Source organism: Brevibacillus sp. NRRL NRS-603 (assembly GCF_003013445.1).
Taxonomy (GTDB): domain Bacteria; phylum Bacillota; class Bacilli; order Brevibacillales; family Brevibacillaceae; genus Brevibacillus; species Brevibacillus formosus.
Genome location: NZ_PXZN01000012.1, coordinates 1,014,530 through 1,039,354, shown reverse-complemented (window position 1 = coordinate 1,039,354; position 24,825 = coordinate 1,014,530). Strand labels below are relative to the sequence as shown.

Sequence of the window (24,825 nt, the reverse complement as noted above, 5' to 3'; positions counted from 1 at the left end):
CCCTGATTCTCGGTATTGTGCCTGCACAGTGGTAGGAGATACAGCAGGCCGTCCCTTTTTGTAAGGTAACGTTATTCCCGTCAGAAAGGTAGGGGGTTTCTGTGAAAGCCATCAAGTATCTTCTGATTGGCTCACTGTTCTTGGTTGCAACTGCATGCAGCAATGCCGCAACGGAAGAGCAAACAGAAGTTGCAGATGCAGAGAAAAGTGCGATGAAGCTATACAAAAATAATTGCATGAGCTGCCATGGTAACGATTTATCCGGTAGGGTGGGTCCAGGCTTGCAGCAAGTTGGCTCGAAAATGACGGAGGAAAACCTCGTTGAAATAATTACGGTCGGCGCAAATGGCATGCCTGGTTATGAAAAAGTGCTCAGCGCAGAAGAAATCGGTCAGTTAGCGAAGTGGCTCTCTGAGAAAAAGGAATAGGAGAGGGACGGTACAATGAAAAAAACAGCTTGGTTGATCATGCTCAGTATCCTGATGGTTTTGGTAACTGCGTGTGGTCCAGCAAGATATGATCTAAACAATCCGGTTCATCAATTTGCGTATACGGATCAGGAAGGGCAGCCTTTCTCTTCCACTGATTTAGAAAACAAGGTATGGATCGCCAACTTTATTTTTACGTATTGTGGAACCGTCTGTCCGACGATGACAGCAAACATGGCCGAATTGCAAAAAAAAGCAAAAGAAGCGGGTCTGGATGTGGAGTTCGTCTCCTTTTCCGTCGATCCAGAAAGAGACACGCCAGAAGCGTTAAAAACGTATCTCAGCAAATTCAATGCGGATTTCTCAAACTGGCACGCTTTGACTGGCTATACGTTCGAGGAGATCAAAACGTTCATTCTCAAATCGTTTAAGACACCGATATCCAAGGACCCGAACTCCGATCAGGTCATCCATGATACGCTGTTGTATCTGGTCGATCAACAGGGGAATCTGGTTGGTCGCTATGACGGAATGACGGACGTGCCTTACGATAAAATCATCGAGGCTATTAAATTGTTGCAGCAGTAGGGGAGACCCTTGGATACACCGAATAGTAGGGGAACAAGCGAATTTCTCTAGGAGAGCAGGGGAGGTCAATATGTCTAATCCGCAACAAAACGTTCGAGTTGCTGTTGTTCAAGCTGCTTCTGTCATCATGGACCTTGAGGCAAGTACGGAAAAGGCTGTTTCACTCACACTGGAAGCAGGAGAAAAGGGAGCGAAAATCGTTGTTTTTCCCGAAGCTTTTATCCCGGCGTATCCGAGAGGCCTTGCTTTTGGGACGAAGGTAGGCAGTCGTTCCTATGAGGGGCGTAAAGACTGGTTTCGTTATTGGGACAATTCGATTGTCGTCCCCAGTGAAGAGACAGACAAGCTCGGGGAGGCAGCACGTAAGGCTGGCGTGTATCTCGTCATTGGCGTGATCGAGAGAGACAATGAAAATAGCGGCGGCACCTTATATTGTTCCGTCTTATTTTTCGGACCGGATGGTGAATTGCTCGGCGTGCATCGCAAGCTGAAGCCGACTGCATCCGAACGGTTGATTTGGGGCGAAGGGGACGGAAGCACTTTGCCGGTATTCGATACTCCTTATGGTAAGATCGGGGCCCTGATTTGTTGGGAGAATTATATGCCGCTAGCGCGAGCAGCGATGTATGCAAAAGGCGTTCAAATCTACATCGCGCCTACAGCAGACGCGAGGGATGCATGGCAAGCTACCATCCGCCATATCGCACTGGAAGGCAGATGCTTCGTTTTATCGAGCAATCAGTACGTAACAAAAGAGATGTATCCGACTGATTTGGCCTGCTACGACGATCTGGCTTCTTCGCCAGACGAGATGTGCAGAGGTGGAAGTGCGATTGTGGGGCCATTGGGTGACTATATCGTAGAGCCTGTTTTTGGTCGGGAGGAGATTCTCTACGCTGATCTGGACATTCGAGATATCGCTTATAGCCAATTCGATTTTGATGTCGTTGGACATTACTCGCGACCAGATGTTTTTACGTTGTTGGTGAATGAAGAGAAAAAAGAGAATGTGAAGTGGATGAAGTAAGTCCGTTTGTAGAATGCAGAAGGTCTCCATTGCTTGATAAAAGCGGTGGAGGCCTTTTTTTAGTTGCTGTGGTGGGGGAAGAAGCGCATTTCCAGTCTACGCTTCGGCCTACGCCCCGCAAGGGGTAAAGACTGTCCGCTTCGGAACAAATGGCGGGAGCGCTTCAGACGTAGAAGTTTCCATGAAGCGTTCCATAAGTGAAGCTTAAATTCCCCGCCATTTGTTCCGAAGCTGGGATGGGCTCCAGAGGCGCTTGGACTGGAAATGCGCTTCTTCCTGCGCAGCTTTAGCCAAAGGGCTTGAACGTGAATCCAAGGAAGTAAATCAGTGGTATCAAGCTCCCCTGTTCTAGTATGCAAAACGATCTATAAAGCTTGAAAGAAACAAAAGCTGTACGAAAGTCCTGTCACATGTTTGGAAGGAGACCGCCCGAACGCAGAGACGATACAGGCGACTGGAAAGCATATGGCAGGGCTTCCCGCGACCACAACCGTCCCTGGACCACCATCTTTATGACAAAACAGCCTTCAACGCATCCGCAAATTTAGCGACACCCAGCGCAATTTCCTCTTCTTTAGGCCGCGCAAAGGTAAAGCGAACGTAGCCGGAGTCTGAACCATACACACTGCCTGGCACAAAAACGACGCCTCTGCGAAGGGCTTCTTCAAATAATTGGTTGTCGTTCACATCCGGGTTAATTTTACACCACAAGTGTAATCCGCCTTGGGGAATGGTGAACGAAAGCTCGTTGGGCAACTCTTTTTGCAGTGTCTCCACAAGCAAATCTCTTCTGTACTGTAAATGCATACGCAACCGCTCTAAATGCGGCAGGAAGTTGTCGGAATGCAAAAACTGGGCTGCGATTTTTTGTGGCACCACGCTCAGGCCAAAATCCATCTGCTGGCGGGCATCTGCCAATCGCTCGACAACGGAATGAGGGGCCACCATCCAACCGACTCGTAAACCGGATGCAGCAATTTTGGAAAAGGAGCCGATGTAGAGAACGGAGCCAAGCTGATCCAATGATTTGAGTGGCAGTGGAGGCTTGCCGTCATAGGAAGTGAGACTGAAAGGATCGTCCTCTACAATCGGAAGACCAAGCTCGCTTGCTACATCCAACAGCTGCGCGCGCCGAGCGGGATCAAGACAAACCCCTGTAGGGTTTTGAAAAGTAGGATTGATGAAGATCATCTTGATCCGATGTTTTTTATACAGTGCTCGAATATCCTCTGGATTCATTCCATTATGGCTGACGGGAAGGCGGAACAGACGAAGGCCAGCAGATTGAAACATAGGCAACGAGTAACAATAAGAGGGATCTTCGATGGCAACTGCATCGCCGGGTGCAAGCAGACATTGGGTGATCAAATACAGGGATTGTTGGGAACCTGACGTGATCAAAATGGAAGAGTCCGTTGTTTGTACATTCCGGTATCGTGACAAATACGAGACCAGCTCTTCACGCAATGGCGTAAAGCCTTGCGGATTGTCGTATCCCAAATATTCGGTGAAGGGGTTTTCCTTCATCTGTGTACTGATTTCCTTGCTTGGTGAGAGCTGGGAAGACAATTCTCCACTCGCAAAATCGATGAGGCTGCTGTCTTTTTGCAAGGCCTCTCTGATCCGACGCAGATAAGACAAATTCGGGAGGAATTGACCACCTTCTACATATCGATGCCAGTTCGGTGTATGCTTCGGAGTTGCTTCCCATTTATTTTTACATACACGAGTACCGCTTCCTGTTCTGCTCTCAATGATGCCTAATGCCCGAAGTTCCTCGTACGCTAGAATAACAGTGCTTCGGTTTACTCCTAATTGCTCAGCCAGTTTTCTCTCAGAAGGGAGCAGGCTCCCAGGTGGGAACTCTCCATATGAAATTCTGCGTTCAATCTCATCGGCTATTTGGTGGTATAAAGTTTGACTGCTCGACCGATCAGGCTTCCAAATGATAATCACAACCTTGTACATATTCGTTGTTTGTTATATGGGGGAATCCATTTCATCATAACATTGTTAAGAAAAATACATGTGACAAAACCGTTCCAAACTGTTGAACATGCATGGGGAAAAAATCATGAGTGGGATGGTTCCATTTCTGAATGAGTATGATTAGGTTTCCATCTAGTGGAGATGAATACTCGTGATGAAAATAGATAGATTTTACTTACAGGGAGAAAGGGTGTGTCAAGCCGATCGAGAATGAGTAAAGACAGTATATGGGAAAAGAGGTGTTGAGCATCAATGAGTAATTTGACGTTACGGTATTTGAAGGTTTTGGTTGTAGCATTATCCGCAGCATTTGGAACATCCATTTTCTTAGGAAATCTGATGGACTACCATTCCAATTATCAATTTGTCCAACACGTTCTGTCCATGGATACCACGTTTGAGGGTAACGCACTTATGTGGCGAGCGATTACTAATCCTACTGCTCACACCATAGCTTATATCGGAATCATCATTGCGGAAGGGTTATTCTCACTTTTGGGTTGGATCGCTGCAGGAAATATGCTGCGTAATGTAAAGAAGGATGCAAAAACGTTCAATAACTCGAAAACATTCGCATACACCGCATACATGGCTGCTTTTTGCATCTGGTTTTTCGGATTTGCCATTGTGGGCGCGGAGTGGTTCGCTATGTGGCAATCACAAGTATGGAATGGTCAGCAGGTAGCGTTTAACATTACAGAGGTGATGATTGGATTTGTTATTTTGGTTTCCTTGCGAGATCGAGAATTAACAGATAGTTAATACAAGAGCCACGTTCCTTTAGGGACTGACCCCGTAATGTGAGACAAATCAAAACACCTTCAAGAGAACTAAACCATGTCGTAAGATATGGGGACAATCTTGGAGGTGTTTTTGCATTGTCAACTAGAGTGAGTTACCCCGTGGAAGTCAAGATGCAGGCGATTCAAATGAGATTGGCAGGTGTTCCAGTAAAGGAGGTTATGGAGAAACTCGGAATCCGCAATGTGACTCAGCTAAAGGTCTGGATGAAGTGGTATCGAGAGGGTGAGCTTCATCGACTAGAACAACCTGTTGGCAAACAATATAGCTTTGGCAAAGGTCCTGAGTACACTTCAGAGCTTGAGAAAGTGAAAGCAGAAAATCGATTTTTGAAACAACAACTGGATGTGCTAAAAAAGTACACGGAATTGGAAAGGAGGTGACACCTAGAATCGTGGTCACATGGATGGAATCCATCAGAGGAGAAGTGAATATTACACAAGCTTGTGCTTGGTTGGGTATTGCCCGATCCACCTATTATCGTTGGAGGTCAGTGTTTAAAACGAAACAAAAGGACCCTATAGTCGAAAAGATTCGGCAGCTATGTTCCCTACATAAATTTCGTTATGGCTATCGAAAGATTACGGCACTCCTTCGGATTGAACAACGAATTAATCACAAGCGTGTGCAACGGATTATGCAAGTAGAACAACTGCAATGTCGAGTCCGCATCAAGAAACGTAAACCAACGGGACAACCTTCACAATCAGCTGAACATCTGCTACAACGTCAATTTCATGCTGAAGCTCCGATGCAAAAGCTAGTGACAGATATTACATATTTGCCGTTTGGTGGGAAAATGTTGTACTTATCAAGTATCTTAGATTTGTACAATGGAGAGATTGTTGCTTACACCATAGCAGATAAACAAGACACTTCGTTTGTCTTAGATACGTTAAATCAACTTCCTAATCGACCAGGAATGATATTGCATAGTGATCAAGGCAGTGTGTACACGTCTCAAGCTTATCAAGAGGCAGTAAAAGGAAAAGGCATTATCATGAGCATGTCCCGCAAGGGAATGCCCGCTGATAATGCCCCCATCGAATCGTTTCATTCCACGCTAAAGTCTGAAACGTTCTATCTCGAAGGCCTCACGAGTACAACGACGGCAATCGTCGTACAAACCATTCGAGATTATATTACCTACTATAACTCAATTCGTATTCAAACGAAACTAAACAACCAGTCGCCGGTTGAATTCCGACGACTGGCTGCTTAAACTTGTAAGGTGTTTTGATCCCTGTCCTACAAACGGGGGTCAGTCCCGACCATAGGTGGGCTTTTTTATAAATGTTCAATAAAATTGGCAGTTCATAAGAAAAGGGGAAGCAGATGAGTACATTAGAAAAAGCGATTGTAATTGCTACCAATGTACATACTGGACAACTTGATAAAGGTGGAAATCCTTACATACTTCATCCATTAAGGTTAATGATGAAGATGCCAAGTAAGGAATCGATGATCGTTGCTGTACTCCATGATGTACTAGAAGACACAGAGGTAACGAAAGAAGATTTATTTCAAGCGGGGTTTTCAAATGAGATTGTTGAGGCTGTATTAGCTGTTACCAGAGATGAAGATGAAACTTATATGGAATTTGTCAAAAGAGCAAAACGCAACCCGATAGCAAGGATTGTGAAACTAGCAGATCTGCAAGATAATTGTGACTTGAGCCGTATTCCAGATCCAAAACCAAAAGACCATGAGCGGTTGTTACGTTACAAAGAAGCCATTAAAGAATTGCTCTCGACATAAACGTACAGGCAAAAGCTCCAATTTACTTGCCCACCCCCTCTATCTTATCCTACCCTATAACTAGAGGGGGAGAGGACATGTACGCATGTAGTTATTCAGGCACGGTGCTCGGCATAGACGGAATGGTCGTCACTGTAGAAACAGACATAGCAAATGGCTTGCCTCAATTCGATTTGGTCGGACTTGGCGGTTCAGCGGTAAAAGAAGCAAGAGATCGTGTTCGTGCCGCCTTACGCAACGCAGGATACGACTATCCAATGCAGCGGATCACCGTCAACCTGGCACCAGCAGACCAGCGCAAGGAAGGCTCAGGCTTTGACCTTGCTATTGCCTTTGGAATTTTACTAGCCTCAAAGCAAATGCTCCCTAGACCAGAGAGAATCCTCGTTCTAGGAGAGTTGGCATTAGACGGTTCTCTTCGCCCTGTAACGGGTGTACTCCCCATCCTGCTAGAAGCGAAAAATGCAGGATTTACCCACGTGATTCTCCCGAAACAAAATTCAGCGGAAGCACGGCTAGTCGACATTACTGTATTGGCAGCGAGCAATCTGGAAGAGGCCGTGAACTATTGGAAAGAAGGACTACATAGTAAGAACTTAGACTTGATTTTTCCCGAATCAGAGACAGGCAAAACAAATGCAAACCAGCTGCCTCCGGACTTTGCCAATGTTTACGGACAGCAATTTGTAAAACGTGGCTTGGAGATCGCAGCAGCTGGATTTCATAATGTGATATTGGTGGGGCCTCCAGGTTCAGGGAAAACACTTTTGGCTACTTGCCTGCCCAGTATCATGCCCAACATGACTATTCATGAATCGTACGAAGTAACGAAAATATACAGTATTGCTGGTCAATTGAAGCAGGAGAGTGGGCTTGTCGAGGAAAGACCTTTTCGGGCCCCGCACCATACGATTACCGCTACTGCACTGATTGGCGGTGGTGCGCAAATTCCACGTCCCGGAGAGTGTAGCTTGTCTCACGGTGGGATCCTCTTCCTGGATGAGATGCCCGAGTTTTCTCGGCATGTATTAGAGGTACTGCGTCAGCCGCTGGAATCAGGGGTTGTCACGATTGGACGATCTAAGCAGGTTTTTACCTTTCCTGCTCGGTTTCTGTTAATTGGTTCGTGCAATCCTTGTCCGTGCGGATTCTTCGGTACCAGAGAGAAGCAAACCTGCTCATGCTCTCCCCAACAAATCTACAAATACCGCTCAAAGCTCTCAGGTCCCTTGCTAGACCGCATCGATCTGCACATCGAGGTGCCGAGAGTACCCGTTCAACTTCTTCACAACAGAAAAGCAGAGGAGTTTTCAAAAGACATTCAGCAGCGAGTAGAACTAGCGAGGGCGGTCCAATGCGAAAGATACCACTATCGTCCCGGATGTCCTTTTAATAGTGTGATGAATGGAGAAGAGCTGCGCCATTTCGCTCAGCTGGACAAGGAAGGGCAGGAGATGCTGCAGCTTGCCTTCGAGACGTTAGGTTTGAGTGCAAGAGCCTACGATAGAATTGTGAAAGTGGCGAGAACGATTGCAGATTTAGATGGCGCTTCCAACGTAGAGGTTGCACATGTAGCTGAAGCAATTCGTTACCGAGCATTGGATCGTGGATTACTTTTTTGATACTACATAATTATGAATGTTGAACGCAATGTTCATTTATCATAGTTAAACGAATAATGACTTTCTGGAGGATAAAAATGAAAATACCACGTCATCTAAGAATCTGGATCCACTGCTGTTTTGTGGTGAGTTTTCTATTTGGTTGCTCCCAAACAAACGAAACAGTTGAGGCAACTGAATTCAAAGAATATAGAAATAATAAGTTTTCGATATCTTACCCATTTGATTGGGCGGTTGTCGAAGATTCAAATGACGGTAGTGTTGCGTTTAACTCCCCAAAGAATAGTGATGAAGACTTTATTTCAGAACATATTATGGTAATGTCGACTACCCTGCCCGATGTAGCTCGGGCGCCCATGGAAACCTATAAAAATGAAATTATTGAGAAGATGAAGAAACAGTCTCCTGGGCTTGAAGTTCAAAATACTTCCAACCTAACTATTAATGAAGTTTCAGCTCTTGAAATCCTATTTAAAGGAAAACGAGATAATGTAAATATAGCCTATAGACTAACTTTTTTGGTGAAAGGTAAAACGGGCTATGTAATAGGATTTGCATGCCAGGATGGAGATCTTAACAAATACGCTTCGACAATAGATAAAGTGACAAACTCCTTTAAAATATTGGAATAATTAACGGTTTTATAACCAATAGTAAAATGTCCCTTCTATAGTAAGGGACATTTTCTTTTTAAACTTCAAACGATTTTATAAAAGTAACAATTATTCAGGCTGAAAATTCGAAATTGAAATTTCCCTTTTGTAAGCTCTTCGGGGGAAGCACAGCAAATTCTCTCTTGGTGTACCCATAGTAAAAGCGTGCTTTAATAATCCGTTCCCCTAAAGTTGATTCTGGCAGTTTCTCAAAACAACTAAGAAAAGCAACTGAGACGCCAAGCACTTTGGAAAGTCGTCTAAAGCTAGGAGGGGAAACCACAATCCTGTGGCAGCGGCAAGATCGACCAAGTACATCTGCTTTGCTGTACGTGCTGCTCTAAGACGGCCACCAGGACTATCATCTTCGATGTCCATAAAAGGGGAGTACGGTGTTTTCCTTTTAATGATATTCGAAGTAAACCTGCTCATATTCTCCTCAACATATTTCATTTTTTTAATATGAAGTGTATACATGTAAATTTCAACTTTATTCAGACTCACTAGTTTCATCAAACAAGGTCTTATCTTCTGCAGTAAATTCTAATCGTAAGTGAATACGGTATAAGATTTCAATTACTTCCGCAAATCCAAGCAAGAATATAGAAGGAATGATGGAATAAAACACACTGGTTAGAAAATGAAGAAAATTATCATAAAGATCGTCGAACCAAATATATAACCCGACAATAAAACCAACTATCGTAATAACAAAAGCCAGAATCCGAATCCAACGAGCGTATTTATTTGTATAACGTTTGAACAATACATTCAGCTCCAATGTATCGGATTTTGTGCAAAGTAGTAATTTCCAACATTTTCGTTGAGAAACAGATTAGCACAGTAATTAGCACTGTGATCATTACAAATTTAGTCCCAGGTAAGTGGCATCTACTTTTTATCTTTTTCGTCATTGTAGGCTTTTTAATAAATGGTTCGCCATGTTCAAACGATCACCCTCTCTCCATCATGGCAGAGCGATTGATAACCGCAACATGGACAAGGAAATTTTTTTGTATTCATTTGAATTTGCTCACTTCCTAAAACAACTACCTTGCCATAATGAGCATTCCATAAGAAAAAAAGATCCAAAAAATCAGCAATGATCCAAAAACAGCATTTCGCCTATAATCCTTATTGTTGACAATTTTCTTCATAATAAATGTAAAGTTAACAAAGAACAAAATAGCCAGAATAGGGTTAAGATACAATGCAGATAAAACAATGAATCCCATATTATTCACCTCATCCAAATTATACCATATATGTCTGGATGATTATCAATATGTGCGGTTTGAATCAACCTGCAGCTCTTGCTTTTACTTTGTTCCCTCAACTTTGCTTGGCCAACTATTGTTGCATTGATGTACAGTTTGCTTTGCTGCATAGTCATGTCTGTAAAGATGTCAACGCTTGTCCAAATGTCAAATAGTCAAGTTGCCGAGGGAAATTGTTTAGTCTGCATTTGTCTCGGAAATGAAACCAGCACATACAGACTAACAACTTCACTACCAAGTCCGTAACAGTAAGTACTTTTTAAACGTAACCCCTACACAACGGTAACAACATAAAACACAAACGCTCCGCAATCCCCACTATTCCAGGGCCGACAATACTTCAAAGAAATCGACGTCATTCCTCGCCGCAAAGCCTGAAAGGACATCACTTGATGCCCCTCTTGCCCAATACGAGCTGGGGATGATGGAGGAACAAAATGATTGGCATGCAACGATAAAAAGCGAGCATCCACTGGATTAGACAAGTCCCACTGATAGCCGGTTGAGGGATTTGCCACTAGCGTAATTGTGAACAAGTGGCCCTCCTGAACTTGCAGTGTATACGTTGAGGTGTTGACCACGGCCTTCCTCCCTCCCTTTGAATGAAGTTGGTACCCATTCTCCATACCATATGAAAAAGACTCAATAGTTGCTAACAACGGAAAAAACATTAAAATCTCTATTTTTATTTATAGAAAGCGATTCAGAGCGGTTTACAAGTTATGGAATTACTTGATACATCGGTCATATCGCGAATATATAACGATAGAAAATAGCCATGATACGTACAATGTTCCTAATTAATTTGAAACAATTAGTATGATCTGGAAAGGAATATGCAAGATGTTGGCGAATAAGTAGGGACAAAGACATATATTGTCGAAATGTCTGCGGATATTTGTAATCTTTATTACCTAGTTATTGTTCTGACTAGAAGTATCCTTAAGAGAGTGGAATCTCTTTTGCTTGCGTGCATGTAGGTACATTTCCCAGCACTTCCAAGGCGCAGAATATCTCAAGCCTGGAAGAAGCTTTTTCTTTGTGTTCATACTTGCTAGGAAAGGGAAAGGAAAATTGATGGAGAGCATTGCAGAATTATTTAAGAAAAAAGAGTACTACCACGCATTTCAGCCAATATGTCAACTTCCTGAGAAAAGTAGGATAGGGTATGAAGTATTACTTCGCAGTAAAGCGGGGATCCATCCAGAGGCATTGTTTTCTTTGGCGAAGGAAAACAAAATGCTGCCAGAACTCGACGTCCATTCCCTGCATTATGCGCTCTTGACCTTTTTTCACTCGTCGATTGAACACAAAAACGAGCTTTTATTTGTGAATATTTTTCCTTCTACCATAATAGAAGACACATTTCCTGGCTTTATTCAAAAGATCGCTCGTTCCTTCCGTCCCTTTTTAACCCAAATCGTTTTGGAGATCAACGAATCGATTATGGAAGGAGAATGCTGGAGCGAGCCTATTTTTACCCGACGCATAGCTGAATTGAAAAAGTTGGGGTTCCTAATTGCGTTGGATGATGTCGGAGATGGCGCAAACATATTTAGTAAAATTGAAGATATTTCACCTGATTACATCAAAATTGATCGCTTTTTTTCGCAAGAGCTCTCGAGTTCATTAGAAAAGCAAAAGACTGTAAAATTGTTTGTTGATTTTTGCAAAGATGCACCTCAACTCATTCTCGAAGGAGTTGAAGAAGAAGAGGATTTTGCTTGTGCTTCTTTATTGGGCGTTGCAATCGGCCAGGGATACTTGTTTGGTAAACCAGGCAGTTTGCCGGACGAATAAGAGGGCAATGCAGAATTGGAGGAATTTTTATGGCTAGTGATAACAACGTATATTCTCGGAAAGCAACGCTTTCCTTAAAAATATCCGAGTTTGAAGTCCCTCCGATGCAGGATCTGTTGATCATCGGGCGGAAAGCACCGATTGGTCCCGAGGCTGTAAGGAGAATGGCGGACGCACTTTCACCAGAGCAGTTTACTTTACTGAAGATGAATCATCCGAAGATTGAGGCAGTCTTGTTAAGAAATACCCTTTTGCAAATGATTGATGAAAAATTATTGATGAAAATCATTCTGGAAGAGGCAGAGCGTATGATTAGCGACTCGATGGTTCTACGATCTGAATTGAAAATAGCATTGTCTGTTCAACGAGAGGTGGATCTATTATGAACATCTCCGACATCATGACGACGAAGATTTGTACCATCACCTCTGACAAAAGTGTCTCTTATGCGGCGGAGCGAATGAACGAATCTCATGTTGATTCGTTAGTTGTCATGGATCACGGAGAGGTGCTGGGAATGGTTACGACGAGAGACGTGCTGTCCGCTCATCCTAACCGAATCGTTGCCGATGCCATGAGCAGTCAGCCGTTCTATCTGTCAGCCAATCACAATGTTTGGGAGGCCTATCACGCGCTTCATCAAGAACAAAGTGGTCTGGCTTTGGTCAAGCAAGAGGACCAACTGATCGGATTCATCACAAAAGAAATCGTAGAGATGAAAATAGCAGAATATCGAGACCCATTATCGGGTTTGTATCGCGCTCCTTACATCCAGTTTATTGGGGAAAATTTTTTAAAGGAGCGTAAACCTTTCCATTTGCTTTTTATCGATTTGAACGACTTTGGCCGAATTAATAAGCTGCATGGCCATCCATTTGGGGATGATGTCATCCGCACCTATTCATCGGTTCTCTCCTCTTTGGCTGAAGAACAGGGGGATTACTTATGTCGTTATGCAGGGGACGAGTTTGTTTTGATCTCTACGATTTCCGATGAACAGATTCAGGAATACATTTCGCTTATTACACGTCCAACAAACGTTCTGGATATCTTTGTATCTGCAGCTGTTGGCCATGTGAACGGGTACCAAACACCAGACTTCTTCGCTAGGTCCTGGCGCGAATTAATCGCTGAAGCAAGTTTAGGCTCTTCAGCTGCCAAATCATCCAAAACACTCACTTCCACTGTGGGATAGGAAAAGTATAGTTTGCTAGCAATGCGCATACACTTTTGGACAGGTTTAGATCTTTCTTTGCAACCGATTATTTTGTGGTACGTAATACATATTGTGAATAGATCAATATGAGGAGTGTCAATGACATGATCGTAACTACTACCAGCATGATCCAAGGAAAAGAAGTGGAGGAGTATTTGGATATCGTCAGCGGAGAGGTAATCATGGGTGCAAACGTAGTCCGTGACTTTCTCGCTGGAATTACGGATATCATCGGAGGCAGAAGTGGCTCGTATGAGAGCAAGCTCTCAGAAGGTCGCGAACTAGCCATGCGTGAAATGAAAGAAAAAGCACGGGCATTAGGTGCAAACGCAGTAATTGGGGTTGATCTCGACTTCGAAACATTGCGAGAAGGTATGATGATGGTTATTGCCACAGGCACAGCTGTCCGTGTAAAGTAAGCCGGTAAACACCCGGCTTTCTTTTTTTACCGGAAGTGGTCCCTCATACATAACTAGCAAGGAGAAGTGAGCATGCAAGTACAGAAAACTCTTCAGGACTTATCGAATAGAATAAACGCTCAGCCACAAGGAATCGCTGGATTACATGCGGTTTACCATTTTGTCCTAAGTGGGGAAGAGGGGGGCACCTATGAGGTGGTTTTTGCCGATAATCGAGCGGACTACACGATGGGTGTGACAAGGGAAGCGGGCTGCATAGTGGAGTTGTCTGACAAAGATTTTATTAAGCTTGTAGAGGGTCGCTTGAATCCCACGGTTGCTTTTGTAACAGGTAAGCTGAAAATTAGCGGAGAAATGGGACTTTCGTTTAAATTGCAAACAATCTTACATCACTACCAATCACAAAAATAACGAAAAAACTAGTCAATTCTTAAAAGGCTGCGTTAAAATATGACCAAACAATGACACCTACTCTAACACAAAACGAGGGGAAACATGCGCCATATTTGTTCATTGATTGCGATGGTAAGCCAACTGGAAGAACAATCTGTGCGTTTTGATTTTTATCAAGAAATCAGACGACCTAAGCCAGAACGTCAGTTATTAAAGCAACATGTACTATTACCGCGTCATTATTTCGATTATTTAATTCATTCGGGAGTTTTGGAAGTGCAAACAGATGCCCCTTATCATCCGGGGAAGATCATGCCTGCTTCTATTGGTATGAACATACGCTCGCTCGGTGGGAACGTATTGTTTGACATGTGCTTTGCTCCGCAAACATATAAATTGTGGCAAAACACAGATGCAAGCATAGAAGACCTTTCTCTGCCTGCTGATATATTTGAAGAATATGTCTATCGCTTAGGTGCCATCAGTCGCTTTCGCTATTTAGGCCGAATTGATGATCCTGTAACAGCAACAAAACTTGGTGAGAACGACATGATTGAATTCAAACGCGACTTTCTTTATTCGAAGACGGGAATTATTAAGTCTATTGTGGCGTTTGCGAATTCAAACAACGGAAATTTATTTTTAGGCATTACAGATGAGGGGACAGTATGCGGGATTGATCATGAGATCGAGCAGTACGGAGACCCGGACAAATACATTTTAGCCATTACACAATACATCCAGGATAAAACTTCGCCGTTTGTGACCCCATTTCCAAAAATTTCGTTGAAAAAAATAGATGGGAAAACAGTGGTAGCTATTTTTGTAGAAGCCTCATCTGATTTGATCTGCGGTTTGGATAAAAACAATGAAAAGTATGTGGTGATTCGTACGAACAATCGCTCCGTTGTCGTAAAAGATCCGCACCAAATTGGTGAAATTTACGTGAAACGAAAGCTAGGCAGTGAGATCAGCCGTCGATTGGGACTTCTGTAGCGTTATCTTACAGGAATACACGAGGAGGGTTACTGCGTGATATCGTCTTTACGTACGTGTCTACTGGTTATGATGGTGAGTAGCTTGTTCGTCACGGGCTGTGCACAGTCAGGCAAGGTTTCTGATGACATGAAAGATCATATCGAGAAAGAGCTTGGTACGGTTGACAAAGTAACAGTGATGTCAACGGATGGACAGGAAGTATTATTGGACTTGCGCTTGTTTTTGCAAGAACTGTCCGGACAGGGACAAGATTTACAAATATCATCAGAGCCTTTAAAGCAAGAAGATGTACGCTTTACGCTCGTCCTTTATCGGACACAGCAGGCTCCACTTGTCGTGACAGTGGGTGAGTCGGCAAGTGAGTTTGGGGGACACACGTATCGTGGAGCGGGTGCCAGCTATTTTTATCAGTGGATAAACAAGTTAACTGGCAAAGGAGTGCTCTCACAAAAAATTCAGAGCGTGCGTTTAGCTGCAGAGGATCTTGGGCAGGCGCGCGTGTTGAACGAATTAGAAGCAGAATACATCAGGAAAGTAATGGAATCGGCAGTCCCAGAAGTGGACAGTCGCAGCAAGCAACATCCACTCTACCCGAACTATCGGATGAGAATGAATTCTGCTGACAAGCCTGTCGAAGTGGCCATTTTAACGCCGACGCTGATTGCGGTTCCCTTTGGGAGAGAAACGTTTTTCTTTCACGTAGAGGGTAGCCTCTTTTCGCGGTTAACGGAATGGATGCCACCAAGCAATCGTAAGGATGACAGGATTGACCAATTATTTAAATCTACACGGATTCGCATCACAGCAATTGGTGAAATGAACGTCCAAGATACAAAGTTGGATGTCACTAAAACGACGATCGAGCAAGGAATTGCCCATCAATCTGTCCGAGTTTTAAAAAATGCAGATCCACTAATTGTTCCACCGAAAGAACCGGGCAAAAAACAATACGAACTTTATTTTTTGGTGAATGATAAAGAACAGAGAATTGAAGTATATCCACGTTATTTTAAGTATGAACAAACATGGTACATTCACGATGAACTCGCTGAAAACGTGTGGAAATTGTTTCAATCTCTACGAAAATGAGGAATTTCCTCATGAATTTTCGCATTTCTGGTCACGATAAAAAGAACATATTACTACCACTTTTGCAGTTTTTGTCGTAGAATAGTTACGTTGCACTGATAGTGGAGGTTATGACCGGAAAAAGACAGACGTCTTTGAACCGGTCTAAAAGCCTGCCGATCTTTATCTGCCATAGGAGGATGGAGAATGAACATTCATGAGTATCAAGGTAAAGAGATACTTAAGCAGTACGGTGTAAAAGTTCCTGAAGGACGCGTAGCTTTCACAGTGGAAGAGGCTGTTGAAGCAGCGAAAGAACTGGGCACCCAAGTAAACGTAGTAAAAGCGCAAATTCACGCTGGTGGCCGTGGTAAGGCTGGCGGGGTAAAGGTTGCAAAAAACCTTGATGAAGTTCGTACATATGCCAGCGAAATTCTTGGCAAAGTACTGGTTACTCATCAAACAGGACCAGAAGGTAAAGAAGTGAAGCGCCTTCTGATCGAGCAAGGCTGCGACATCAAGAAAGAATACTACGTTGGTGTAGTAGTTGACCGTGCTACTGGAAGTGTTGTAATGATGGCTTCCGAAGAGGGCGGTATGGACATCGAGGAAGTAGCAGCAAACACTCCAGAAAAAATCTTTAAAGAAGTAGTTGATCCAGTAACAGGTTTGAATGCCTTCCAAGCTCGTCGCCTGGCTTACGCAATCAACATTCCTAAAGAATTGATTAACAAAGCTGCTAAGTTCATGATGAGCTTGTACCAAGCTTTTGTTGATAAAGATGCTTCTATCGCTGAAATCAACCCATTGGTTGTAACTGGCGACGGTGAAGTAATGGCACTGGATGCGAAACTGAACTTCGACAGCAATGCTCTCTATCGTCACCCTGACATCGTAGCTCTGCGCGATCTGGATGAAGAAGATGAGAAAGAAATCGAAGCTTCCAAGTTCGATCTGTCCTACATCGCACTTGATGGTAACATCGGTTGCATGGTAAACGGTGCAGGTCTGGCGATGGCAACAATGGACATCGTGAAATTCTACGGTGGAGACCCAGCTAACTTCCTTGACGTTGGTGGCGGAGCTACTGAAGAGAAAGTAACGGAAGCGTTTAAAATTATTCTCCGTGACGAAAAAGTAAAAGGTATTTTCGTTAACATCTTCGGCGGCATCATGAAATGTGACGTTATCGCAAACGGCGTAGTGAATGCAGCAAAACAAATCAAATTGGACAAACCTCTCGTTGTACGTCTCGAAGGTACAAACGTAGATTTGGGTAAGAAAATCCTCAATGAGTCCGGTTTGAACATCGTAGCTGCAGAATCTATGGCGGATGGCGCTGAGAAAATCGTATCCTTGGTAAAGTAAGATATTTCGAGTAGATACGTTAAGAAAACATCTATCGAGGCGAACTCAAGTTTGAGCGACCGCGACTCTTCGGAAAGTTTTCATGCGCTCCGGAAATTTATAAGCTAGTGCTTATAAATTCCTACACGTTAAAAAAGGTGGGAAAATTACGCGATGAGTATTCTCGTTAATAAAAATACAAAAGTAATTACGCAAGGGATTACGGGTGCAACTGGTCTGTTCCACACTCGCGGAGCCGTTGAATACGGTACACAAATGGTGGGCGGTGTAACACCTGGTAAAGGTGGAACCGAAGTTGACGGTATTCCAATTTTCAACACAGTAAAAGAAGCAGTTGAAGCAACAGGTGCAACTGCATCCGTTATCTACGTTGCTCCTCCTTTCGCTGCTGACGCGATCATGGAAGCAGTTGACGCTGAACTGGATCTGGTAATCTGCATTACTGAAGGTATCCCAGTTCTGGACATGGTGAAAGTTAAGCGCTACATGGAAGGCAAGAAAACCCTTCTCGTAGGTCCTAACTGCCCTGGCGTAATCACTCCAGGTGAGTGCAAAATCGGTATCATGCCTGGTTACATCCACGTTCCAGGTAAAGTGGGTATCGTATCTCGCTCCGGTACCTTGACTTATGAAGCAGTTCACCAAACGTCTACTCGCGGCCTTGGTCAATCCACAGCTGTTGGTATCGGTGGAGACCCAGTAAAAGGTATGGAGTTCATCGATGTACTGAAAATGTTTAACGAAGATCCAGACACAGAAGCAGTTATCATGCTGGGCGAAATCGGTGGTACTGCGGAAGAAGAAGCAGCAGAGTGGATCGCTGCTAACATGAAAAAACCAGTCGTAGGCTTCATCGGGGGACAAACTGCTCCTGAAGGAAAACGTATGGGCCACGCTGGTGCGATCATCTCCGGCGGTAAAGGTACAGCTGCTGAGAAAATCGCGAAGCTCGAAGAATGCGGTATTCGCGTAGCGAAAACACCTGCAGTAATCGGGGAAACACTTGTTGAATTGCTGAAAGAGCGCGGTATGCTCGAGAAAGTAATGGGCAAGTAAGCAGATAAGAAAGAAGTGGACAGGCTTAGGCTTGTCCACTTTTTTATTTTTGAAGCAACCTCTTTCTTTCGATAGAATAGCTTTCAAAAGGTGTCCGCTGTGACAATTGTGATCGGGATGAAGGAGGATTTTGGAGTGGAAAAGGCAAAGCTCGACGAGAGAGACTGGGTGTATGTGTTAACGATGATATCAGGCTTGGGAAGAAAGAAAATCCGAGAAATCTTTGAAATCACAGGTTCTTTTCAGACTGCTATCGAAAATTGGCATGAACTGGCACGTGAGCTCAGATTGACTTCCTTGATCATTGGGCAGGTTGATAAGCAAAGCAATGAAGCTTCAGCTATGGCACTATTGGAAAAGCGTGAAAAAGAGAGAACGCGCTTCTTATGTCCTTTTGACGATGCATATCCTGTTTCGCTCCGAAATATCCCCGATTCTCCATGGACGTTGTTTTATCGTGGCGATCACACATTATTGGAAAAATTGTCGATTGGCGTCGTCGGTTCGCGCAAACCGACACCATATGGAAGAGCGAGCTGTAGCTTTTTTGTCCGAGAACTGGTACAAGCAGGTCTTGTCATTGTCTCAGGAGTAGCGTATGGAATTGATGCGGAGGCTCACCAAGCTACCTTGAAAGCAGGCGGTAAGACCATTGGGGTGCTCGGTTGCGGAATGAATCATGTTTATCCTTCTCGACATCGAGAACTTTATCGCGAAATTGAATCTTTTGGCCTACTCCTCAGCGAATATCCTCCTCATATTCCACCTGTTTCTGGATTGTTTCCAGAGCGAAATCGCATCATAAGTGGACTTTCTATCGGTGTATTAGTGGTGGAAGCAGCAGAAAAAAGCGGGTCCTTGATTACGGCAGATTGCGCACTTGAGCAGGGCAAGGAAGTTTTTGCAATTCCTGGTCCGATTTTTTCATTGATGAGTGCGGGGCCGCATAACTTGATCAAACAAGGTGCAAAGCTAGTAACGTGCAGTAGCGATATATGGGAGGAAATCAAACATCGTCTTCCAGAAGCTGAGCAGATACAGCAGGTCGAAAAAAGAAATCCAACCGAGGTTATTCCCTTATCTAATGAAGAAAAAGCGATTGTGGAAGCCGTAACCTATGATGGGATTCATCTCGATGAGTTAATGAGCAGTTTAGAAAAAGACCAACGCAGGATGCTACATCAGCTAGTCATTCGTCTGGAAGCAAAAGGGGCCATTGTGGCACTTCCTGGGGGTTATTTTGCACGGCGATAGCATATCCGCTAGCTTTTTGGCAATGCCTAGAGGCACAAGTGTTTGACAAACCGGATGAGGGTATTTAATAATAGGGAAGATTCCTTACTAAAAGGGGAGGAAAAAAATGGCTGATACGCTAGTAATCGTAGAATCCCCTACGAAGGCCAAAACCATTGGAAAATACCTGGGAAGTAAATATATCGTGAAAGCGTCTATCGGGCATGTGCGCGATTTGCCAAAAAGTCAGATGGGTGTAGACGTTACGCGGAATTTTGAACCCAAATACATAACCATTCGCGGTAAAGGCGATGTATTGAAAGGCTTAAAAGATGCCGCTAAAAAAGTTAAAAAAGTATATCTCGCAGCCGACCCGGATCGCGAAGGGGAGGCAATTGCTTGGCATTTGGCACAATACTTGGGGCTCGATTTGAATCAGCCACTTCGTGTGGTATTTAATGAGATTACCAAAGATGCCATCAAAGAAGCATTCAAGCATCCACGACACATAAACATGGACTTAGTAAATGCTCAACAGGCTCGTCGCATTCTAGACAGACTAGTGGGATACAATATCAGTCCAATTTTATGGAAAAAGGTTCGAAAGGGCTTGAGTGCCGGACGTGTTCAATCGGTTGCGGTAAAGCTTATCATGGATCGTGAGCGGGAGATCCAAGAGTTTATCCCGGAAGAGTATTGGACGATTGCGAGCACATTGATCAGCGACGGAAAAGAAATTAACGCGAAGTTCTATGGTTATGGCGACGAAAAGGTCGAGCTTCATTCGGAAGATGATGTAGCAGCGGTATTGAAACGAATGAAGAATAAACCATACGTGGTACAAAAGGTAACCAAGCGTGAACGTAAGCGCAATCCTGCACCTCCTTTTATCACGAGTTCTTTACAGCAAGAGGCAGCACGTAAGCTGAACTTCCGTACTTCTAAGACCATGCGCATTGCTCAAGAGCTCTATGAGGGGATTGACGTTGGCAATAAAGAGGGCGCAGTTGGTTTGATTACCTATATGCGAACAGACTCTACTCGCCTATCTGCAACTGCACAGAACGAAGCAAGAGAATATATACTTGAGAAATATGGGCCAGACTATGTATTAACTGAGCCACGTAATCAAGTGAAAAACGAGAATGCTCAAGATGCTCACGAAGCAATTCGCCCAACAGGTGTGATGCGTACACCAGATGAAATCAAGGAATACTTGTCGAGAGATCAGCTTCGCTTGTACCGATTAATCTGGGAGCGTTTCCTTGCCAGTCAAATGTCATCAGCTGTTCTTGATACGATGAGCGTAGATATCGACGCAGGTGGAGTTACCTTCAGAGCAACAGGATCGAAAGTGAAGTTCCCTGGATTTATGAAGGTATATATTGAAGGAAGCGATGATGGCGCAGAGGAAGAAAGCTTCCTGCCGCCCATTGAAGAAGGACAAATTCTCGAACAAAAAGAAATCGAGCCGAGTCAGCACTTTACACAGCCACCGCCTCGATTCTCCGAAGCACGCATGCTTAAAACGATGGAAGAGATGGGAATTGGACGTCCGTCTACCTACGCACCTACATTAGAGACCATTCAAAAGCGGGGCTATGTAGCGTTAGAGGAGAAGCGTTTTGTCCCGACTGAGCTGGGCGAGATTGTGATCACGCTTGTCGAGGAGTTTTTCCCGGAGATTCTAAACGTGGAATTCACTGCGCATATGGAATCGGGTTTGGATAATATCGAAGCAGGAACCACCAACTGGGTGCAGGTCCTAGACGATTTTTATCAAGACTTTGCAAAACGCGTAGTTGTTGCAGAAGAAGAAATGAAAGAAGTAGAGCTGAAAGTCGAAGAATCGGATGAATCATGTGAGCTTTGCGGCCGTGTGATGGTTTATAAGCTTGGGCGATTTGGTAAGTTTTTAGCTTGTTCCGGATTCCCGGATTGCCGGAATACGAAGCCGATTGTTAAAGAAATCGGGGTAAAGTGTCCGCACTGTGAAACCGGAGAGATTATCGAACGTAAATCTAAGAAGAGTCGTATTTTTTACGGCTGCAATCAATATCCAGAATGCGATTTTGTATCGTGGGACAAACCGATTGCCAGACCTTGTCCAAAATGCTCCAGCATGCTCGTGGAGAAAAAGCGCAAGAAGCAAGGAGTTAGCATTGTTTGCACCAAGTGTGATTATCAAGAAGAGGCAGACTCCTAAGCAGCCTGATTCGATTTTGTAGTTTGGAGGATTAACAGCATGTCACAACCAACAATTACAGTAGTGGGCGCTGGTCTCGCTGGTAGTGAGGCAGCATGGCAAATCGCGCAGGCGGGTGTAAAAGTAAGGCTGTATGAAATGAGACCGAAGACACAAACCCCTGCGCACCATACAGATAAATTTGCAGAGTTGGTATGCAGTAATTCATTGCGTGCTAACACGTTGACAAATGCAGTGGGTGTATTAAAGGAAGAAATGCGTCGACTGAACTCTGTCATTATCGATGCTGCAGATCGTTGCGCGGTTCCAGCTGGAGGCGCGCTTGCCGTAGACAGACACGAGTTCGCTGCTCATGTTACAGATGCGGTTCGTAATCATCCTTTAGTTGAGGTCGTTTCGGAAGAGATTACTGAAATTCCTGATGGGATTGTCGTAATTGCGACAGGCCCACTTACTTCTCCAGCTTTGTCTACAAAGTTAAAAGAGCTGACGGGTGAAGAATATCTGTACTTTTACGATGCAGCAGCACCAATTATCGAGAAAGACTCGATTGATATGAATAAGGTATTCGTTGCTTCCAGATATGATAAAGGTGAAGCAGCCTACCTGAACTGCCCGATGACAGAAGAGGAGTTCAATCGCTTCTATGATGCGTTGATCTCTGCGGAAACTGTTCCATTGAAGGAATTTGAAAAGGAAATCTTCTTCGAAGGCTGCATGCCGATTGAAGTATTGGCAAAGCGTGGGCACAAAACCATGACATTTGGTCCCATGAAGCCTGTAGGTCTGGTTGATCCGCGAACAGGTAAAAAGTCTTATGCAGTTGTACAGCTTCGTCAGGACAATAGTGCTGCGACATTGTATAACATTGTAGGCTTCCAGACTCATCTGAAATGGCCGGATCAAAAAAGAGTCTTTTCACTCATTCCTGGGTTGGAAAACTGCGAGATCGTTCGTTACGGTGTCATGCACCGCAACACCTTTATCAACTCGCCAAAACTGTTGAAGCCTACGTATCAGTATAAAGATCGCGAAACACTTTTCTTTGCTGGTCAAATGACTGGTGTAGAAGGATATGTAGAGTCAGCAGCTTCTGGCTTGCTTGCGGGGATCAATGCGGCACGACTCGCAAAAGGGGAAGAATTGATCGAGCTGCCGCCAGAGACAATTATGGGCAGTATGGCTCGTTATATTACAACGGCAGATCCAAAGCATTTCCAACCAATGAACGCAAATTTCGGGCTCGTACCCGAATGGCCAGAAAGAATCCGAGACAAGCGTTTGAAAAATGAAAAGCTCGCTGAGCGAGCGCTAGATACAATTCAGAATTTTACACAAGAACGACACAATTAACATTGATATCCGATTTTCGTCTGTGTTACTATATAGGTGCTTCGAGGAGGGTGCATCCCGTATGGACATTTCGCAACAAATTTCTGCGGATATTGAGATGTTTACCCGCTATTTGCGAGTTGAAAAAAACGCCTCTCCTCATACGGTGAAGCAGTATGTGGCAGATATCAGCGAATTTGTCTCCTTTATGGAACAGCACCAAATCACCGTATTTGCTGCTGTTTCTTATTTGCATGGTCGCTCCTTTCTCGCGCAATTGGCTGGCAGGGGGCTTTCCCGGCGAAGTATTGCCCGCAAACTATCCAGTTTGCGTAGCTTGTACCGATTTCTGTTGCGTGAAGGTCAACTGGAACAGAATCCATTTCAACTAGTCTCCACTCCCAAAATGGAGAAGAAACTTCCTTCCTTTTTATATCCGCAAGAAGTTCAAGCTTTTTTCGATCTGCCTGATACAACCACTCCATTGGGAATTCGCGATCGGCTGATTTTTGAACTGTTGTATGCAAGTGGCATGCGTGTTACGGAGCTCACCACTTTATCTGTGAATGATGTGAATCCGAGCATGGGAGTCGCCTTGGTTTATGGAAAAGGAGCGAAAGAACGGTATGTGCCGGTTGGTAGTTATGCCTGCGACGTTCTTCGGCAATACCTAGAATATGGAAGAGAAAAACTGTTGGCTGGAAAAGTAGAACACGGCAATTTGCTGGTTAATTATCGGGGAGAACCGTTATCCGACCGCAGTGTTCGGCGGATTGTAGACAAATACGTAGATACGTACGCTCTTCAATTGCGGGTTTCACCACATACCTTTCGTCATACGTTTGCGACCCATATGTTGAATGGCGGCGCTGATCTGCGTACCGTGCAAGAATTACTGGGACACGTCAATGTTTCGACGACACAGGTGTACACGCATGTGACCAAAGAGCGACTTCGGCATGTATATGACACCGCTCACCCACGAGCAAACCCGGGCAATACAGGTTCCGCCAATCGGACATAACGGGAGGAATCAGTGATGGAACAGTTTCACGCAACAACCATATTTGCTGTACAGCACAATGGGTCTGTAGCGATGGCCGGAGATGGTCAGGTTACTTTTGGCAACAGCATGGTAATGAAGCACGGTGCCAAAAAAGTAAGACGTCTATATCGCGGCGAAGTTTTAGCAGGATTCGCTGGCTCTGTTGCTGATGCCATTACGCTTTTTGAGAAGTTTGAAGGAAAGCTGGAGGAGTATCACGGCAATCTACAGCGAGCTGCTGTAGAGCTGGCGAAAGAGTGGCGCATGGATAAAATTTTGCGTCGCTTGGAAGCAATGATGATTGTTGCCAATAAGGAGCATTTACTGCTTATTTCCGGAAATGGCGAAATCATTGAGCCTGATGACGGGATTCTTGCAATTGGTTCTGGCGGTAGCTTTGCCCTTGCAGCAGGTCGTGCATTGAAAACATATGCGCCCCATCTCGGCGCACGTGAAATTGCGGAAGCATCGCTTCGTACCGCTGCTGAAATTTGCGTGTTCACAAACAACAATCTTGTTGTGGATGAGTTGAATTGAGCGAAAGGGA

At 44.3% G+C, this 24,825-nt stretch carries 25 protein-coding genes; 22 read left to right on the top strand and 3 right to left on the bottom strand.

Annotation, left to right across the window (positions count from 1 at the left end; all coding sequences use genetic code 11):
• Window positions 1-101 precede the first annotated feature (101 nt).
• The 3 genes from C7R94_RS11630 to C7R94_RS11620 all read left to right on the top strand — a co-directional run bounded on the left by C7R94_RS11630 (window position 102) and on the right by C7R94_RS11620 (window position 2,043).
• Window positions 102-428, top strand: coding sequence for a c-type cytochrome (locus tag C7R94_RS11630; protein WP_106781117.1), 327 nt, complete (start codon window positions 102-104; stop codon window positions 426-428).
• A gap of 15 nt (window positions 429-443) precedes the next feature.
• On the top strand, window positions 444-1,016 hold the full coding sequence (locus C7R94_RS11625) for an SCO family protein (protein ID WP_106781115.1): 573 nt from the start codon (window positions 444-446) through the stop codon (window positions 1,014-1,016).
• Window positions 1,017-1,086: 70 nt separating this feature from the next.
• Entirely contained in the window at window positions 1,087-2,043 is a 957-nt protein-coding gene (locus tag C7R94_RS11620) for a carbon-nitrogen hydrolase family protein (RefSeq protein ID WP_106781112.1), read from the top strand.
• 510 nt (window positions 2,044-2,553) lie between these two features.
• On the opposite strand, the gene pdxR is transcribed toward C7R94_RS11620, so the two are convergent.
• Window positions 2,554-3,990, bottom strand: coding sequence for a MocR-like pyridoxine biosynthesis transcription factor PdxR (pdxR, locus tag C7R94_RS11610; RefSeq protein ID WP_459553743.1), 1,437 nt, complete (start codon window positions 3,988-3,990; stop codon window positions 2,554-2,556).
• Window positions 3,991-4,284: 294 nt separating this feature from the next.
• On the opposite strand from pdxR, the gene C7R94_RS11605 reads away from it, so the two are divergent.
• The 5 genes from C7R94_RS11605 to C7R94_RS11585 all read left to right on the top strand — a co-directional run bounded on the left by C7R94_RS11605 (window position 4,285) and on the right by C7R94_RS11585 (window position 8,845).
• Window positions 4,285-4,794, top strand: a complete 510-nt coding sequence (locus C7R94_RS11605; RefSeq protein WP_106781107.1) for a DUF2165 family protein — start codon at window positions 4,285-4,287, stop codon at window positions 4,792-4,794.
• Between the two features lie 116 nt (window positions 4,795-4,910).
• Window positions 4,911-6,055 (top strand): IS3 family transposase gene (locus tag C7R94_RS11600; protein ID WP_106781104.1). Its coding sequence is split into 2 segments (ribosomal slippage): window positions 4,911-5,184 and window positions 5,184-6,055, totalling 1,146 coding nucleotides; the frame shifts between segments, so codons are not numbered across the junction.
• 113 nt (window positions 6,056-6,168) lie between these two features.
• Window positions 6,169-6,591 carry an HD domain-containing protein gene (locus C7R94_RS11595; RefSeq protein WP_106781102.1) on the top strand — a complete coding sequence of 141 codons (423 nt, stop codon included), beginning with the start codon at window positions 6,169-6,171 and terminating at the stop codon, window positions 6,589-6,591.
• Window positions 6,592-6,668: 77 nt separating this feature from the next.
• The gene (locus C7R94_RS11590; RefSeq protein ID WP_106781099.1) at window positions 6,669-8,213 is read left to right on the top strand and encodes a YifB family Mg chelatase-like AAA ATPase; all 1,545 of its coding nucleotides are present in this window, start codon (window positions 6,669-6,671) and stop codon (window positions 8,211-8,213) included.
• Window positions 8,214-8,290: 77 nt separating this feature from the next.
• Window positions 8,291-8,845, top strand: a complete 555-nt coding sequence (locus tag C7R94_RS11585) for a PsbP-related protein (RefSeq protein ID WP_158264673.1) — start codon at window positions 8,291-8,293, stop codon at window positions 8,843-8,845.
• A gap of 511 nt (window positions 8,846-9,356) precedes the next feature.
• Here the strand turns inward: C7R94_RS11585 and C7R94_RS30015 are convergent.
• Complete coding sequence (locus C7R94_RS30015; protein WP_106781094.1) at window positions 9,357-9,632, bottom strand: hypothetical protein; 276 nt, start codon at window positions 9,630-9,632, stop codon at window positions 9,357-9,359.
• A 783-nt stretch (window positions 9,633-10,415) separates the two neighbouring features.
• Complete coding sequence (locus C7R94_RS11565) at window positions 10,416-10,724, bottom strand: protease inhibitor I42 family protein (RefSeq protein WP_106781088.1); 309 nt, start codon at window positions 10,722-10,724, stop codon at window positions 10,416-10,418.
• A 496-nt stretch (window positions 10,725-11,220) separates the two neighbouring features.
• Between C7R94_RS11565 and C7R94_RS11560 the strand changes: the two genes are divergently transcribed.
• From C7R94_RS11560 to hslV, 14 genes are all read left to right on the top strand, one after another.
• On the top strand, window positions 11,221-11,943 hold the full coding sequence (locus C7R94_RS11560) for an EAL domain-containing protein (protein ID WP_106781085.1): 723 nt from the start codon (window positions 11,221-11,223) through the stop codon (window positions 11,941-11,943).
• Window positions 11,944-11,972: 29 nt separating this feature from the next.
• Complete coding sequence (locus tag C7R94_RS11555; RefSeq protein ID WP_017249346.1) at window positions 11,973-12,329, top strand: hypothetical protein; 357 nt, start codon at window positions 11,973-11,975, stop codon at window positions 12,327-12,329.
• On the top strand, window positions 12,326-13,138 hold the full coding sequence (locus C7R94_RS11550; protein ID WP_106781083.1) for a CBS domain-containing protein: 813 nt from the start codon (window positions 12,326-12,328) through the stop codon (window positions 13,136-13,138). The genes C7R94_RS11555 and C7R94_RS11550 overlap by 4 nt, the downstream gene beginning before the upstream one ends.
• A gap of 125 nt (window positions 13,139-13,263) precedes the next feature.
• The gene (locus C7R94_RS11545) at window positions 13,264-13,578 is read left to right on the top strand and encodes a YbjQ family protein (protein ID WP_106781081.1); all 315 of its coding nucleotides are present in this window, start codon (window positions 13,264-13,266) and stop codon (window positions 13,576-13,578) included.
• Window positions 13,579-13,650: 72 nt separating this feature from the next.
• Window positions 13,651-13,989: an SCP2 sterol-binding domain-containing protein gene (locus tag C7R94_RS11540; protein WP_106781079.1), complete on the top strand. Its 339-nt coding sequence runs from the start codon at window positions 13,651-13,653 to the stop codon at window positions 13,987-13,989.
• Between the two features lie 84 nt (window positions 13,990-14,073).
• Window positions 14,074-14,967: an AlbA family DNA-binding domain-containing protein gene (locus tag C7R94_RS11535; protein WP_106781077.1), complete on the top strand. Its 894-nt coding sequence runs from the start codon at window positions 14,074-14,076 to the stop codon at window positions 14,965-14,967.
• A 36-nt stretch (window positions 14,968-15,003) separates the two neighbouring features.
• Window positions 15,004-16,059, top strand: coding sequence for a hypothetical protein (locus C7R94_RS11530; RefSeq protein ID WP_106781074.1), 1,056 nt, complete (start codon window positions 15,004-15,006; stop codon window positions 16,057-16,059).
• A gap of 186 nt (window positions 16,060-16,245) precedes the next feature.
• Window positions 16,246-17,406, top strand: a complete 1,161-nt coding sequence (sucC, locus tag C7R94_RS11525) for an ADP-forming succinate--CoA ligase subunit beta (protein WP_106781072.1) — start codon at window positions 16,246-16,248, stop codon at window positions 17,404-17,406.
• Between the two features lie 153 nt (window positions 17,407-17,559).
• Window positions 17,560-18,462 (top strand): succinate--CoA ligase subunit alpha, encoded by a 903-nt coding sequence (gene sucD / locus C7R94_RS11520; RefSeq protein ID WP_015891769.1) that lies wholly within the window; start codon window positions 17,560-17,562, stop codon window positions 18,460-18,462.
• Between the two features lie 135 nt (window positions 18,463-18,597).
• A complete protein-coding gene (dprA, locus tag C7R94_RS11515) occupies window positions 18,598-19,716 on the top strand; it encodes a DNA-processing protein DprA (RefSeq protein WP_106781070.1) in 1,119 nt (372 codons plus the stop codon).
• Between the two features lie 106 nt (window positions 19,717-19,822).
• Entirely contained in the window at window positions 19,823-21,901 is a 2,079-nt protein-coding gene (gene topA, locus C7R94_RS11510; RefSeq protein WP_106781068.1) for a type I DNA topoisomerase, read from the top strand.
• Between the two features lie 39 nt (window positions 21,902-21,940).
• Window positions 21,941-23,254, top strand: a complete 1,314-nt coding sequence (trmFO, locus tag C7R94_RS11505) for an FADH(2)-oxidizing methylenetetrahydrofolate--tRNA-(uracil(54)-C(5))-methyltransferase TrmFO (protein WP_106781065.1) — start codon at window positions 21,941-21,943, stop codon at window positions 23,252-23,254.
• Window positions 23,255-23,315: 61 nt separating this feature from the next.
• Entirely contained in the window at window positions 23,316-24,257 is a 942-nt protein-coding gene (gene xerC, locus C7R94_RS11500) for a tyrosine recombinase XerC (RefSeq protein ID WP_106781062.1), read from the top strand.
• Window positions 24,258-24,272: 15 nt separating this feature from the next.
• On the top strand, window positions 24,273-24,815 hold the full coding sequence (hslV, locus tag C7R94_RS11495) for an ATP-dependent protease subunit HslV (protein WP_015891764.1): 543 nt from the start codon (window positions 24,273-24,275) through the stop codon (window positions 24,813-24,815).
• Window positions 24,816-24,825 lie beyond the last annotated feature (10 nt).

Bases quoted from the DNA above. Each gene is read 5' to 3' on its own strand.
- C7R94_RS11625 (WP_106781115.1), top strand. From the start codon at position 444: ATGAAAAAAACAGCTTGGTTGATCATGCTCAGTATCCTGATGGTTTTG.
- C7R94_RS11620 (WP_106781112.1), top strand. From the start codon at position 1,087: ATGTCTAATCCGCAACAAAACGTTCGAGTTGCTGTTGTTCAAGCTGCT.
- C7R94_RS11605 (WP_106781107.1), top strand. From the start codon at position 4,285: ATGAGTAATTTGACGTTACGGTATTTGAAGGTTTTGGTTGTAGCATTA.
- C7R94_RS11595 (WP_106781102.1), top strand. From the start codon at position 6,169: ATGAGTACATTAGAAAAAGCGATTGTAATTGCTACCAATGTACATACT.
- C7R94_RS11590 (WP_106781099.1), top strand. From the start codon at position 6,669: ATGTACGCATGTAGTTATTCAGGCACGGTGCTCGGCATAGACGGAATG.
- C7R94_RS11585 (WP_158264673.1), top strand. From the start codon at position 8,291: ATGAAAATACCACGTCATCTAAGAATCTGGATCCACTGCTGTTTTGTG.
- C7R94_RS11560 (WP_106781085.1), top strand. From the start codon at position 11,221: ATGGAGAGCATTGCAGAATTATTTAAGAAAAAAGAGTACTACCACGCA.
- C7R94_RS11555 (WP_017249346.1), top strand. From the start codon at position 11,973: ATGGCTAGTGATAACAACGTATATTCTCGGAAAGCAACGCTTTCCTTA.
- C7R94_RS11550 (WP_106781083.1), top strand. From the start codon at position 12,326: ATGAACATCTCCGACATCATGACGACGAAGATTTGTACCATCACCTCT.
- C7R94_RS11545 (WP_106781081.1), top strand. From the start codon at position 13,264: ATGATCGTAACTACTACCAGCATGATCCAAGGAAAAGAAGTGGAGGAG.
- C7R94_RS11540 (WP_106781079.1), top strand. From the start codon at position 13,651: ATGCAAGTACAGAAAACTCTTCAGGACTTATCGAATAGAATAAACGCT.
- C7R94_RS11535 (WP_106781077.1), top strand. From the start codon at position 14,074: ATGCGCCATATTTGTTCATTGATTGCGATGGTAAGCCAACTGGAAGAA.
- sucC (WP_106781072.1), top strand. From the start codon at position 16,246: ATGAACATTCATGAGTATCAAGGTAAAGAGATACTTAAGCAGTACGGT.
- sucD (WP_015891769.1), top strand. From the start codon at position 17,560: ATGAGTATTCTCGTTAATAAAAATACAAAAGTAATTACGCAAGGGATT.
- topA (WP_106781068.1), top strand. From the start codon at position 19,823: ATGGCTGATACGCTAGTAATCGTAGAATCCCCTACGAAGGCCAAAACC.
- trmFO (WP_106781065.1), top strand. From the start codon at position 21,941: ATGTCACAACCAACAATTACAGTAGTGGGCGCTGGTCTCGCTGGTAGT.
- xerC (WP_106781062.1), top strand. From the start codon at position 23,316: ATGGACATTTCGCAACAAATTTCTGCGGATATTGAGATGTTTACCCGC.
- hslV (WP_015891764.1), top strand. From the start codon at position 24,273: ATGGAACAGTTTCACGCAACAACCATATTTGCTGTACAGCACAATGGG.